Here is a 13,994-nt window from a genome sequence, read left to right on the forward strand (position 1 = left end):
AAAGCCAGCGGACCGTGCTGCTATATAATTACTTCTTTGCGTTTTGTTCTACGCCAGAAGATACTTTCAGACGAAGTGCGTTCAAACGAATGAATCCTGTTGCATCGCCTTGGTCGTATGCTTTCGTCGGATCTGCTTCCATTGTAGCAATTTCCGGATTGTACAAGGATACTGGACTTTTCACACCAGCGCCCATTACGTTGCCTTTGTACAATTTCAAGCGTACTGTACCTGTTACGTTCTTTTGGCTTTCTCCCACAAGTGCTTGAATTGCCAAACGCTCAGGTGCGAACCAGAAGCCATTATAAACTAGTGTTGCATATTTCGTAATGAGGGAATCACGAAGGTGCATGACATCGCGATCCATCGTGAGAGATTCCATTTTACGGTGAGCGGTGAAAAGGATCGTGCCGCCTGGAGTCTCGTACACGCCGCGGCTCTTCATGCCGACGAAACGATTCTCGACCATGTCCACACGGCCAATACCGTGCTTGCCGCCGATTTCATTCAAGGTTTCCATAACTTGCAGTGGGGAAAGCTTCTGGCCATTGATGGCTACGCAGTCACCTTTGTCGAACTCAAGCTCAATGTATTCCGCTTGATCCGGTGCATCTTCTGGAGCTACGCTCAGGACGTACATGCCTTTGTTCTCGTCCGATGCAGCATCGAACCAAGGATCTTCCAACATGCCGCTCTCGAAAGAGATATGCAGCAAGTTACGATCCGTCGAATAAGGCTTCGCCGCCGATGCAGTAACCGGAATGCCGTGTTTCTCGGCATATGCGATCATCTCTGCGCGACCTGGGAACTCCTCGCGGAACTGCTCGAGACGCCAAGGCGCGATAACGGACAGCTCAGGCGCCAACGCCGCTGCTGTCAGCTCAAAGCGCACTTGGTCATTTCCTTTGCCAGTTGCGCCGTGAGCAATCGCTGTTGCGCCTTCAGCGCGAGCAATCTCAACCATGCGCTTCGCGATCAACGGACGGGCAATCGAAGTGCCGAGAAGGTATTGCCCTTCATACAGAGCACCCGCTTGGAACATCGGGTTGATGAAATCCTTCGCGAACTCTTCGCGCAGGTCGTCGATGTAGATCTTGGATGCGCCGGTTTGGAGCGCTTTTTCCTCCAGACCGTCCAGCTCATCTTTTTGCCCGATATCCGCTGTAAAAGCAATAATTTCGGCGTCGTAAGTCTCCTTAAGCCATTTGAGGATAACCGATGTATCCAATCCGCCGGAATAGGCGAGAACGATTTTTTCCTTAGCCATGTCTACTAATCTCTCCGTTTCTATGTCTGCTACGAATTATTATATCATTGTCGCGGCCATAATGGCCTTTTGCGCATGAAGACGATTCTCTGCTTGATCAAAAATGATCGAATTCGGGCCATCGATAACGCCCTCGCTCACTTCTTCCCCGCGGTGTGCAGGCAAGCAATGCATGAACAAATAATCTGATTTGGCATGCTTCACAAGCGCCTCGTTGATTTGGAAGTTCTTGAAAGCAATCTCCCGCTCCTTCTGCTCCGCCTCAAAGCCCATGCTTGCCCAAACGTCTGTGTAGACGACATCCGCATTTTCAATCGCTTCGCGTGGATCGCGAGTAAGGAGGACACTGCCTCCGGTTTGTGCTGCGTTCTCCTTGGAAATCTGAATAACTTCCTTGTCGGGATCGTAGCCTTCCGGCGAGGCAATCGCGAAGTTCATCCCTAATTTACTTGCACCCATCATAAGGGAATGCACCATATTGTTGCCATCTCCGATGTAGGCGACTTTGAGACCTTTCAAACGGCCTTTTTTCTCCAAAACCGTCTGATAATCAGCCATAACCTGACAAGGATGAGCATAATCCGTCAATCCATTGATAACCGGTACCGTTGATCCGCGAGCAAGGTCAATCACTTTGCGGTGCTCGTACGTGCGAATCATGATGCCATCCAAGTAACGGGACAGTGTTTGTGCGGTATCCCAAACGGTTTCGCCGCGTCCAAGCTGTAGATCATTTTTACTGAGGAAAAGAGCCTGACCCCCAAGTTGGTACATCCCTACTTCAAAGGAAACACGCGTACGCGTCGAGGATTTCTCAAAAATCATTCCCAGCGTCTTACCAGCCAACACAGCATGCGGTTCTCTTGCTTTTTGTTTTCGTTTAAGCTCAATCGCATAGTGAATCAAATATTCAATTTCTTCTGATGTATAATCAACTAAAGCAAGAAAATCCTTGCCCTTCAACTGGGCAGCCAGTTCTTCCTTTACAGCCATATTCATGTTATCCAACCTCTCTAAACGGAACTTTTACTAGACGCTGCTGATGGTAGATGCCTTCTGGGAGAGGACACTGCACACCACATCTAGGGCTTGATCTAAATCTTCTTGCGGTATGGTCAAAGCGGGCACTAGACGAATAACGTTCGGCCCTGCCGGAATCACGAGTACACCTTGCTTATGAATTTCGCTAATGATTTCACCTGCTGGCTGTGTGCATTCGATCCCGATGAGGAGACCAATGCCGCGAATATTGCTGATAAGCGGATTGCCTGCAAGCTTGCTCTCCAGCTTCTTCACCGTATATGCGCCTAATTCCGCTGCACGCTCTGGCAGTTTATCCGTAATAATCGTGTCAACAGCCGCATATCCAGCAGCAGTAGCTATCGGCGTTCCACCAAAGGTTGAACCGTGACTTCCAGCGCTGAATGCTTCAGCCAAGAACGCTTTGCCCAACATAGCACCGATTGGAAACCCTCCACCAAGGCCTTTGGCCAACGTGAAAATATCCGGCTCCACCCCATAATGCTCATAGGCAAAAAGCTTACCCGTACGTCCCACGCCCGTCTGGATTTCATCCACGATCAGAAGCAGATTCTCTTGCTTGCATAGCTCTGCAATTTGTTTCACGAACTCCGGATCAGCCGGCAGTACGCCGCCTTCCCCTTGCACCATCTCCAACATGATGGCACATGTGTGCTCATTGACGAGACTGCGGACAGCCTCGAAATCGTTATAAGGCGCATAGACGAAGCCGCCAGGAAGCGGATGAAAGCCTTCCTTTACTTTATCTTGCCCTGTAGCTGTTAATGTCGCCAGCGTGCGTCCGTGGAACGACATGTTGAACGTTATAATCTCGTACCGACCATTGTTCAAAACCTTCTGGTTATAGCGACGTGCCAGCTTAATAGCAGCCTCATTCGCTTCCGCGCCAGTGGAACAGAAGAATACCGCGTCTGCACAGCTATTATCTGTGAGTAGGGTTGCCAGTTTCTCCTGATTCGGAATATGGAAAAGATTGCTCACATGCCATACTTGATCGAGCTGTTCAATCAACTTCTCCTTCACCGCTTGAGGCGCGTGCCCGAGGTTCGTTACCGCGATTCCGCTCATCAAGTCAATGTATTCCTTGCCTGTATCATCCCAGAGACGGCTGCCTTCCCCCTTCACTAGCGTGATTGGATATCTTGCGTAGGTTGGAAATAGCGAGCTTTTTCCTGTTTCAGTCATGTACATTCCCTCCTTAAAGTTTGTGGTTCAACCCATAAGTTCGAACTTGTGCCAAGCTAAATAAAGACATATCGCTGCAGCTGCATATAAAATAATAACTGTTGTTCGATTTCTTCGCATTTTCATCCCGTAAGCGATGAAAAAGATGGCTGCCGCTAATTTGGAGAAGCCTTGGTAAGCTGGATCATTCGAAAAGTAGGAATTGCTAAAAATAAGTGCAATAAGCAAGGTTGTCGAAATAAGTATTTTAAACCATAGAGGCTCTCTTAGGAATTGTTTAAACATAAACGTAATCCGCTTCATAACGGTTAACTCCATTCAAGAAACCATTGATTTTTAACATCTATTAACGAACAATCCGTGTGCCAATACCCGTGCCCTTCAGCACTTTGCTCAGCACATTCGGCTCAGAGCCGTTCACGATGACAACTTCTTGGACCCTGCCTTGTATACAAGCAATCGCTGCTCGAACCTTCGGAATCATGCCCCCATAGATATCACCGCTCGCGATCATCTCTTCAATCTCTGCCACGCTGACAACGGGAAGCACCCGTTTCTCGCCATCCACTGTTTTCATAATGCCGGGAACGTCCGTCACCACAACCATCTGCTCCACACCAAGGTGAGAAGCAACAGCTCCTGCTGCTGTATCGGCATTAATGTTGTAACGCTGACCGCCGTCGGCACCAAGTCCAACTGGTGCGATCACCGGGATGTAACCCATGCTTACGATGCCTTGAATCAGCTCAGCGTTCACTTTCGTGACATCACCAACAAGGCCAACTTCGTGGCTATTCGCCACCGGCTTCGCTTCAATCAAATGTCCATCCACACCGGAAAATCCAAGCGCCATTGCGCCTGTTAACTGAATTCGGCGTACGATCTCTTTGTTGATCTGGCCGGAAAGCACCATCTCCACAACGTCGAGCACCGCCTCATTCGTCACCCGCAGGCCGTTCACGAAACCGGACTCAATCCCAAGCTTCCCAAGCGTCTCCGAAATAGCAGGACCGCCGCCGTGAACGATGACTGTTACAATACCCTCATCCTGAAGCTGACGCATGTCTTCAAAGAAACTAATTGGTAACGCAGCAAGCGTGCTGCCGCCGCACTTCATCACAAAGCAATTGTTCTTCACAAGCTTTCGGTCCCCTTTGCTTCCTTATGTGCTAGCTATAACAAACCTAAGTCCGATAAGCCGCATTGATCCGCACATAATCATATGTTAAATCGCAGCCCCAGCCCGTTGCCTTGCCAGCGCCCATATGTAAATTCACATGAATTTGAATCGTATCTGTTTTCAAATAAGCAAGCGCCGCTTCCTCATCGAACTTCACCGGACGCGACTGCTCTAATACTGCGATATCGCCTAGGCGAATATCGACGGTATTCACGTTCACCGGCTGCCCGGAGTAACCGACTGCCGCAATGATCCGACCCCAGTTCGCGTCCGCGCCATAAACAGCGGATTTGACCAAGCTAGAGCCGATGATCGACTTCACGATCTTACGTGCCGCATCGTCGCTCTCCGCGCAGACTACCGTCGTCTCGATCAGCTTCGTTGCGCCCTCGCCGTCGCGCGCAATCGCCTTGGCGAGGTACTCGCCAACGTACTGGAACCCTGCCGCGAACGCTTCCCAATCCGGATGCTCCGGATTCAAAGCTTCGCCGCCGGCCAGCCCACTTGCCATCGCCACGACCATGTCGTTGGTACTAGTATCCCCGTCAACGGTGATCATGTTGAACGTGGAATCTGTAATCCTGCTCAGCAGCAGCTGCAGGTATTCGCTCTCAATCGGCGCGTCGGTTGTCATGAAACCGAGCATCGTCGCCATGTTCGGGTGAATCATCCCCGAACCCTTCGCTGCCCCGGCAATGTGAACCTCCTTGCCGCCAACGACAACACGGACACACGTCATCTTCTGCGTGAGGTCCGTGGTCAAGATCGCTTGGCAGAAGTCGTTTCCACCTTCTGCCTTCACTTTAAGCGGCAGCTGCTCAATGCCGCTCAGCACTTTCCCCATCGGCAGTAACTCGCCGATGACGCCTGTGCTCGTCACGCCGACGTGGTGCTCCGCCACGCCTAGCGCCTTCGCGCTAGCAGCTCGCATCGCGTATGCGTCGTCCTCGCCTTGCTGGCCGGTACACGCATTCGCATTGCCGCTGTTGACGATCATCGCCTGCAGCTTGCCGCCTTGGGCGATGCTCTCCTGCGTCACGCGAAGCGGTGCCGCTTGGAACGCGTTCAGCGTGTAAACGCCCGCCGCTGCCGCCGGTACATCACAGACGATTGCGCCTAGATCATAGCGCTCCGTCTTCTTTAATCCACAGTGCAGACCACCTGCACGAAAGCCTTTCGGCGTCGTTACTGTGCCCTCTGGCACGACAGTAAAGCTCACTAGATCTAGCATGTTCGTCCTTCACCTATCCTCATCTTCTCGTTATGGATACACCGGTGCGAACAACAGCCCTGTCGTTTCGTCCCAGCCTTGCATCATATTCAAATTCTGAATGGCCTGACCTGCAGCGCCTTTAACCACGTTGTCGATGACAGAAACGATGGTCACACGCCCCGTTCGCTCATCCACCGCAAAGCCGATATCGCAGTAGTTCGAGCCAAACACTTCCTTCGTAGAAGGGAGCTTACCATTTTGACGAATCCGTACAAATCTCCGACCTTCATAATACTGGCGGTACAATTCGATGAATTCCTCGGCCGTGTGTTCACCTTGTATAGTTGCATACATTGTAGACATAATTCCGCGAGTCATAGGCACAAGATGTGTCGTGAACGTCGTAACAACCGGTTTACCTGCAACACGGCTGAGCGCCTGCTCGATCTCCGGAATATGCTGATGCTTATTCACTTTATAAGCTGTTAAATTCTCATTCACTTCCGCGTAGTGCACGCCCAGATTAACACCGCGACCCGCGCCGGACACGCCGGATTTGGCATCAATAATAATCGTAGATGGATCGATCCAACCCGCTTTGACTGCAGGAATCAGACCAAGCAGCGTCGCAGTCGGATAGCAGCCTGGGTTAGCGATTAAATCGCTGCCCTTCACTTCATCCCCGAACACCTCAGACAAACCATAAATGGATTGCGCCAATGTTTCCTCGGAAGCTGCCGGCTTTTTATACCATTTTTCATAGTCAGCACTAGATTTCAATCTTAAATCCCCAGAAATATCAATGACCTTCAGGCCAGCTGCCAGAAGCTTTGGTGAAAGTTCTGCACTCACACCAGCTGGTGTTGCCAAAAACACAACGTCTGCTTTGCCCGCAATCAAGTCAACATCAAGCACATCTAGAATATCCACAACCACTTCCTGCAAGTGTGGAAAATGCTCCGCGATCGGCGCGCCTGCATTAGAAGTCGAAATGACCGAAGTGATCTGTACCAACGGATGCGCCTGCAACAGACGAATCAACTCCGCACCACCATAACCCGTGGCTCCAATAATAGCCGCCCTAACTCCTTGACCCATTTGAATTTCCCTCCCGATGTTCCGAAAATATATGTATTATTATACAGTCGTATACATAATAATTCAATGAATTTTTTTATGCGGATTTTGACAATTGAATTGTGCCTATGCAAGGCATTTCAAGGCTTTTTTACATTAAAATCGACAAACCTTTTATTCTTTGGGTTCCTACCTTCCGACAAGAAGTATACATAATATGCATCGTTTAAACGCAACATGTGCATAAAAACATTTTTTTCTCATTGATACCCATTTGTTTAACAAATCAATTATCCCAAATTATACGGCATACAGGCAAATCTTGTATGTGATTATTTCAAATTATTCAAGAAGTGTGGGTAAGTAGTATGGTTATCCACAGATTATGCACACTTTATCCACAAGCGACTCTTCCCTCAACAAAGTTATGCACAAAAAGACGCACCTTAAGTGCGCCAATCTATCACAAAGCTTCTCGCTATGCATGTCGTTTGAAACCTTCCCCTAGTACCTCATTCGTTTCGCTCAAAATGACAAAAGCCTGCGGATCTACCGACTGGACTAGTGTTTTCAATCGACTTACTTCATTTTGTTTCACAACGACCATTAAGACCGTTCGCGATTCGCCCGTAAATCCTCCAGACCCACTAAGCTCCGTAAGTCCACGGTCCAAATCGTATAAAATCGCCTTGCGTATGGCTTCTGTATGATCAGAAATAATGAAGGCCACTTTGGCATAATTGAAGCCGAGTTGAACGATATCAATTGTTTTCGTGGTGACAAATAACCCAATTAACCCATACAGCGCATTCTCTGGCGTGAAAACAAGTGCTGAGCTTAGAATGACCAAACCATCAAAAATCGCTACCGAAAATCCTAAACTTAAGCCTGTGTATTTATGCAGCATTTGCGCGGCCAGCCCAAGTCCGCCAGTGGATCCTCGCCCTCGGAAGACGATACCGAGTCCAAGTCCAACACCAATACCCCCATAGACAGACGCCAGCAAGGGATTTTGCGTAGGCACCCCTAAATGGCTTGTTACGAGTACGCATAGTGGAAATATGACCGACCCAACTGCAGCTTTAACCCCGAATTGTCCGCCTAGCAGCCATAAGGCTAATAAGAAAATCGGTATATTCAGGGCCCACTGCGTAATCGCCGGGTTCAAACCAGTCAAATGCTGAACAATCGTAGAAATACCTGAAACCCCACCTGTTGCAATTTGATTCGGGTTCAAAAAACAGTTAAAACTAGCCGCCATAATCAGCGAGCCAATCAGCATCAATATATATTCAAATACGGTATGTGCTGGACTTCCTATCCGTATTCGCGGTTCTTTTCTGGGCACAAACGGCCCTCCTCTCGGTACCAATTAAAAAGGCCCATATCCCTTGTAGCATGCGCTCAAGCCTACTCCTACAACAGGGGTGCACTCATATTTTTACCGTAAAATATTTCGTCCATTTCCCACTTTACACTTTCCGTAATATCCTTCTGTTCCGCTTGGCTCAGCTTGTCTTTCGTATAACCAAACAAATAATTGTTTAAATCGAATTTCTTCAGCTTACATTTTGTATGAAAAATGTTCTCCTGATAAACGTTCACATCGATCATGTCGTACATGCTTTTGATTTCTTCAGGAATGTAGTTCTGAATCGAACTAATATCATGATCAATAAACAGCTTATGCCCGTTTATATCCCGAGTGAAGCCCCGAACCCGATAATCCATCGTCATAATATCCGTATCGAAGGAATGGATTAAGTAATTCAGTGCCTTTAACGGCGAAATTTCCCCGCATGTGGATACATCAATGTCCGCCCTAAACGTGCTGATCCCTTCATCCGGGTGATATTCTGGATAGGTATGAACCGTGATATGGCTGGTATTCAGGTGCATAAGTACCGTCTCCGGTAGGGGCCCGGGGGATTCCTCAAATGAAGCTTCAGGAGCGCCCTCCACAGGACCTTCAGAAACTAACATCGTTACGCTTGCCCCTTGCGGATCATAATCCTGCTTGGCCACATTGAGCACATGAGCACCGATGATATCAGCCACCGCTTTGAGAATTTTGGTTAGCCGGGCAGCATTGTACTGTTCGTCAATATATTCTATGTAGGCTTCGCGCTCTTCCTTGGTTCTGGTGTAGCAGATATCGTACATATTGAAGCTCAATGATTTCGTAAGGTTGTTAAAGCCGTGCAGTGTAATGCGCTGCTCCGAAGTAAGTGTCATGTTTCTTCTTCCTCCTTTTGTTCCATTGCTACTATTCCTTACCCAAACCCTGAATGACCTTAAACTTGAAAAAATCCTACACCTTTCAGATGTAGGATAAACGTCTATTGCTCCATATATGCGTCTTGGCGTTTAGTAATGGTTCGGTGCACCAAAGCTCTTCCAGCACACAGCTCCTGTGCACAGTTCTACTCCGGCTTCCGAATCTGATGACGCAGGTAAGCATCGATGAACATGTTGAGATCTCCATCCATTACTGCGCCAATATTACCTGTTTCCGCTGAAGTCCTGTGATCTTTGACCATGCTATAGGGATGAAACACATAAGAACGAATCTGGCTGCCCCAGGCGATGTCAGACTGCTCTCCACGAATCTCTGCGAGATGCTTCAGCTGCTCTTCGATCTTCCGCTCGTAGAGTTTGGATCGCAGCATCTTCATTGCTTTCTCGCGGTTCTTAATCTGCGAGCGTTCTTGCTGACAGCTCACCACGACACCCGTTGGTATGTGCGTTATTCGCACAGCCGAATCCGTGGTGTTGATGTGTTGACCGCCGGCGCCGCTTGCGCGGTACGTGTCGATTTTGAGATCCTCGGAGCGGATCTCTCCTACATCCGTGTCGTCCTCGATCTCCGGCATGACGTCACACGACGCAAACGAGGTGTGACGACGACCGGAGGCGTCGAACGGCGAGATCCGGACGAGCCGATGCACGCCCTTTTCTGCCTTCAAATAGCCGTAGGCGTTGAAGCCTGTGATCTGCAGCGTGACACTCTTCACGCCGGCTTCGTCGCCGGGCAAATAGTCGAGTACCTCGACTTTGTAGCCCCGCTTCTCTGCCCAGCGGCGGTACATGCGCAGCAGCATCTCCGCCCAGTCCTGCGACTCGGTGCCGCCCGCACCGGGATGCAGCTCCAGGATCGCATTCAGCCGGTCATACGGCTGATTGAGAAGCAAGCCTAGCTCGAAGGATTCGAGCTTCTTCTTCAAGGCATCGATACCTGCTTCAATGTCTTTCGCTAGGCCTGCATCGCTCTCCTCTTCCTCGAGCTCGACCATGACCTGCAGGTCGTCGAACTCGTTCGAGAAGCCTTGGAACTGATCGACGACACTTTTGATGGCGTTGAGATCCGCGATGGTCTTCTGGGCACGATCATTATCGTCCCAGAAGTCCGGCGCCCCCATTTTTTCCTCAAAATCCCCGATCGCTTCAAGCTTATGATCTAAGTCAAAGAGACCCCCGTAATTCGGTTAGTCGCTTTGCTGTCTCTCTTAAATCTTGTTTTACTTCTGGTTCCAGCATGTCTTACACCTCGTTTATTCTCGTCTGTGCATAGGCCTAGGCTATCTAGATGCAGTTAGCAAGTTATACAGCGATTAGCTGCCTTGTCCGTGGCACTGTTTGAACTTCTTCCCGCTGCCGCATGGGCATGGGTCATTGCGTCCAATACGCTGCTCATCGCCGCGCACGAGCGGTTTCTTCCCGCCAGCTTCATTCTTCGTATCCACCGCTTGACCTTCAGCTACCGCTTGACGCTCCAGGTTGCTTTGTACGTGAGCCTTCATGATGTACATCGCGACTTCTTCGCGGATATTGTCGATCATTTCTTGGAACATCTCAAAGCCTTCAAACTGATACTCACGTAACGGATCCGTTCCGCCATAAGCACGAAGATGAATACCTTGACGCAGCTGATCCATCGCATCGATGTGATCCATCCATTTGCTATCTACAGCACGAAGAGCAACGACCTTTTCGAATTCACGCATGAATTCTTCACCGATCTCCGCCTCACGCTCATCATAACGCTTGCTAACGAGATCCTTGATGTAGTCAATAATCTCTTCTTGTTCTTTGCCCCAAATATTTTGATCCGTAATCTGGCCTTCTTCAGTTAAGAAGTTGTTGTTCACGAAGTTAGCCACTTCCTGAAGCTCCCACTCCTCCGGAATTTGTTCCTCCGGACAGTGTGCTTTCACGATGCGTTCGATAACCGCGTTGATCATACCCTCGATGACTTCACGAATATTTTCGGACTCCAGCAGCTCACGGCGCTGTTTATATATAATTTCCCGTTGTTGATTCATCACATCATCATATTGAAGAACGACTTTACGAACGTCGAAGTTGTTACCCTCAACGCGTTTTTGGGCCGATTCCACTGCACGCGAGATCAATTTGCTTTCGATTGGTTGATCTTCTTCCATACCGAGGCGGTCCATCATCGCCATGATATTGTCCGCACCGAAACGTTTCATCAATTCGTCCTCAAGGGAGAGATAGAACTGTGAAGAACCAGGGTCACCTTGACGGCCTGCGCGTCCACGCAGCTGATTATCGATCCGTCTGCTTTCATGACGTTCTGTACCTATGATATGCAGCCCGCCTGCATCATGTACGCCTTCACCGAGCACAATGTCCGTACCGCGGCCTGCCATGTTCGTTGCAATCGTTACAGAGCCTGGTTGACCTGCGCGTGCTACGATTTCAGCTTCTTCTGCATGATACTTCGCATTGAGTACTTTGTGCTGGACGCCTTTTTTCTTAAGCATTTCCGAAAGTTTCTCGGAGTTCTCAATAGATACCGTACCTACGAGTACAGGTTGGTTCAGCTTATGACGCTCTACGATTTGCTCAACAACCGCTCTGAATTTACCCATCTCTGACTTGTAAACAACATCCGGCATATCCTTACGGATCATCGGACGGTTCGTCGGAACAATGATAACTTCAAGACCGTAAATTTTCTTGAGCTCTTCCTCTTCCGTTTTCGCTGTTCCTGTCATACCCGCCAGTTTGCGGTACATCCGGAAATAGTTCTGGAATGTAATTGTCGCCAGCGTCATGCTCTCATTCTGAACTTGCAGCTGCTCTTTGGCCTCAATGGCTTGGTGCAGCCCATCACTATAACGACGGCCTGTCATAATACGGCCCGTAAATTCATCAACAATCATGACTTCGTCTTCTTGTACCACATAATCCACATCGCGTTTCATAATGAAACGAGCCTTAAGCCCTTGAGTCACGTGATGGTTGATATTCACATTCTGATGATCGAATAAGTTCTCAATGCCAAATGCCCGCTCCGCTTTAGCTACCCCTTCTTCAGTAAGAGCCACGGAACGCACTTTAATATCGATCGTGTAATCCTCTTCTTCTTTCAACGTAGACACAAAACGGTCAGCCGCGTAGTACAAGTCCGTAGACTTCGCTGCTTGTCCCGAAATAATCAAAGGTGTTCTAGCTTCATCGACCAAAATGGAGTCAACTTCATCGATAACCGCAAAATAAAGCGGACGCTGAACCATTTGCTCTTTGTAAAGCACCATGTTATCACGCAGATAGTCGAAACCGTATTCGTTATTCGTTCCATAGGTAATATCGCAAGCATAAGCCGCTTGCTTTTCCTCATGAGAAAGATCATGTAGATTAACCCCAACCGTCAAGCCGAGGAACTCGTAGATCTGACCCATTTCCGCGCTATCACGTTGAGCCAAATAGTCATTGACCGTAACCACGTGTACGCCTCTGCCAAGCAAAGCATTCAAATAGACAGGGAGTGTTCCAACGAGCGTTTTCCCTTCCCCTGTTCTCATCTCCGCGATACGGCCTTCATGAAGCACCATACCCCCGATGAGCTGAACGTCGTAATGACGTTTACCTAGTACACGTAAACCTGCTTCTCTAACAACAGCAAAAGCTTCCGGTAAAAGATCATCAAGTTCTTCGCCTTTGGCCAGGCGGTTTCTGAACTCAGTTGTCTTGCCTTTTAATTCCTCATCGGACAGCGGCTTAATGCTAGCTTCAAGGTCGTTAATATAATCAACAGCCTTGAGCATCCGTTTAATTTCCCGTTCATTGGAATCACCAAAAATTTTCTTCACTAGTCCTAGCATCGGTGAACCCCTTTCCCTTGCATTCGTATCCTTAAATTGTACCACTTTTGACGGTCTTGCCGCAACAAATGACCATTCCTACATCTGTATAAACCATCCACAACATGTGAAAAGAGCACGTTTTTACTTAATTTCTATAGTATTGAATCGATGTCCCGATTGCATGCATGAGAAAAAGCTTAATTCGACAGAATCGAATCAAGCTCATTTTTTTGTTATAGGGATGTCTCGAGTTGCTCCGCTTTCTTATTAAACAGCCGGCTCAATCAGACCATACTTGCCGTCATCACGTTTGTAAACTACATTGACTTGATCCGTATCCATGTTCGAAAAAACGAAGAAATTATGGCCTACCATGTTCATTTGTAGAATCGCTTCTTCCACATCCATCGGCTTCAAATCGAAGCGTTTGTTGCGGACCAGTTCAAAGTCATCTTCCTCGTCCAAATAAGTGACAGGCGATGTTTCAACCTTAAATAAATCACGCTTGCCGCCATCTTGGCGAATTTTTCGATTCGTCCTCGTCTTATGCTTACGAATCTGGCGTTCCAACTTGTCCACGACTAAATCGATCGACGCATACATATCATTGTTACGTTCTTCAGCTCGCAGCAGCACGCCTGTCAGGGGAATACCTACCTCAATCGTTTGTAAACCTTTAACCACACTTAGCTTTACTTGCACATCAGATGTAAGGGGAGCTTCAAAATACCTCTCTAGTCTGTTCAATTTCTTGTCGACATAGTCCCTGAGGGCTTCAGTTACTTCAAGGTGTTCTCCGCGAATGCTAATTTCCATGTTCAACATCTCCCTTCCTGCTTACATTATACTACATTCCACCCCCATCTTCATAATTCCTTTAAATTCCGTGCTATCCATTATGCAAAAAAACACCCCAGG

The 13,994-nt window shown here is 48.4% G+C and carries 12 protein-coding genes; all 12 read right to left on the minus strand.

Annotated elements, in window-relative coordinates; genetic code table 11:
• Positions 1–28 precede the first annotated feature (28 nt).
• A complete protein-coding gene (locus AC58UU_RS33875) occupies positions 29–1,267 on the minus strand; it encodes an argininosuccinate synthase (RefSeq protein ID WP_497321927.1) in 1,239 nt (412 codons plus the stop codon).
• 39 nt (positions 1,268–1,306) lie between these two features.
• Positions 1,307–2,266 carry an ornithine carbamoyltransferase gene (gene argF, locus AC58UU_RS33880; RefSeq protein WP_497321928.1) on the minus strand — a complete coding sequence of 320 codons (960 nt, stop codon included), beginning with the start codon at positions 2,264–2,266 and terminating at the stop codon, positions 1,307–1,309.
• 30 nt (positions 2,267–2,296) lie between these two features.
• Positions 2,297–3,493, minus strand: a complete 1,197-nt coding sequence (gene argD / locus AC58UU_RS33885) for an acetylornithine transaminase (protein ID WP_497321929.1) — start codon at positions 3,491–3,493, stop codon at positions 2,297–2,299.
• 27 nt (positions 3,494–3,520) lie between these two features.
• Complete coding sequence (locus AC58UU_RS33890; RefSeq protein ID WP_497321930.1) at positions 3,521–3,796, minus strand: hypothetical protein; 276 nt, start codon at positions 3,794–3,796, stop codon at positions 3,521–3,523.
• Positions 3,797–3,839: 43 nt separating this feature from the next.
• Complete coding sequence (gene argB / locus AC58UU_RS33895; RefSeq protein WP_497321961.1) at positions 3,840–4,610, minus strand: acetylglutamate kinase; 771 nt, start codon at positions 4,608–4,610, stop codon at positions 3,840–3,842.
• Positions 4,611–4,677: 67 nt separating this feature from the next.
• The gene (gene argJ / locus AC58UU_RS33900; protein ID WP_497321931.1) at positions 4,678–5,904 is read right to left on the minus strand and encodes a bifunctional glutamate N-acetyltransferase/amino-acid acetyltransferase ArgJ; all 1,227 of its coding nucleotides are present in this window, start codon (positions 5,902–5,904) and stop codon (positions 4,678–4,680) included.
• A 30-nt stretch (positions 5,905–5,934) separates the two neighbouring features.
• Positions 5,935–6,984, minus strand: coding sequence for an N-acetyl-gamma-glutamyl-phosphate reductase (argC, locus tag AC58UU_RS33905; RefSeq protein ID WP_497321932.1), 1,050 nt, complete (start codon positions 6,982–6,984; stop codon positions 5,935–5,937).
• A 457-nt stretch (positions 6,985–7,441) separates the two neighbouring features.
• On the minus strand, positions 7,442–8,311 hold the full coding sequence (locus AC58UU_RS33910) for a YitT family protein (protein ID WP_312879968.1): 870 nt from the start codon (positions 8,309–8,311) through the stop codon (positions 7,442–7,444).
• Positions 8,312–8,379: 68 nt separating this feature from the next.
• Positions 8,380–9,198, minus strand: a complete 819-nt coding sequence (speD, locus tag AC58UU_RS33915) for an adenosylmethionine decarboxylase (RefSeq protein WP_497321933.1) — start codon at positions 9,196–9,198, stop codon at positions 8,380–8,382.
• A 188-nt stretch (positions 9,199–9,386) separates the two neighbouring features.
• Positions 9,387–10,500 (minus strand): peptide chain release factor 2 gene (gene prfB, locus AC58UU_RS33920; protein ID WP_127527829.1). Its coding sequence is split into 2 segments (ribosomal slippage): positions 9,387–10,427 and positions 10,429–10,500, totalling 1,113 coding nucleotides; the frame shifts between segments, so codons are not numbered across the junction.
• Positions 10,501–10,574: 74 nt separating this feature from the next.
• Positions 10,575–13,094, minus strand: a complete 2,520-nt coding sequence (gene secA / locus AC58UU_RS33925; protein WP_497321934.1) for a preprotein translocase subunit SecA — start codon at positions 13,092–13,094, stop codon at positions 10,575–10,577.
• 249 nt (positions 13,095–13,343) lie between these two features.
• Positions 13,344–13,892 (minus strand): ribosome hibernation-promoting factor, HPF/YfiA family, encoded by a 549-nt coding sequence (hpf, locus tag AC58UU_RS33930; RefSeq protein ID WP_497321935.1) that lies wholly within the window; start codon positions 13,890–13,892, stop codon positions 13,344–13,346.
• Between the last annotated feature and the right edge of the window lie 102 nt (positions 13,893–13,994).

Source organism: Paenibacillus sp. JT22N1 (genome assembly GCF_059692155.1).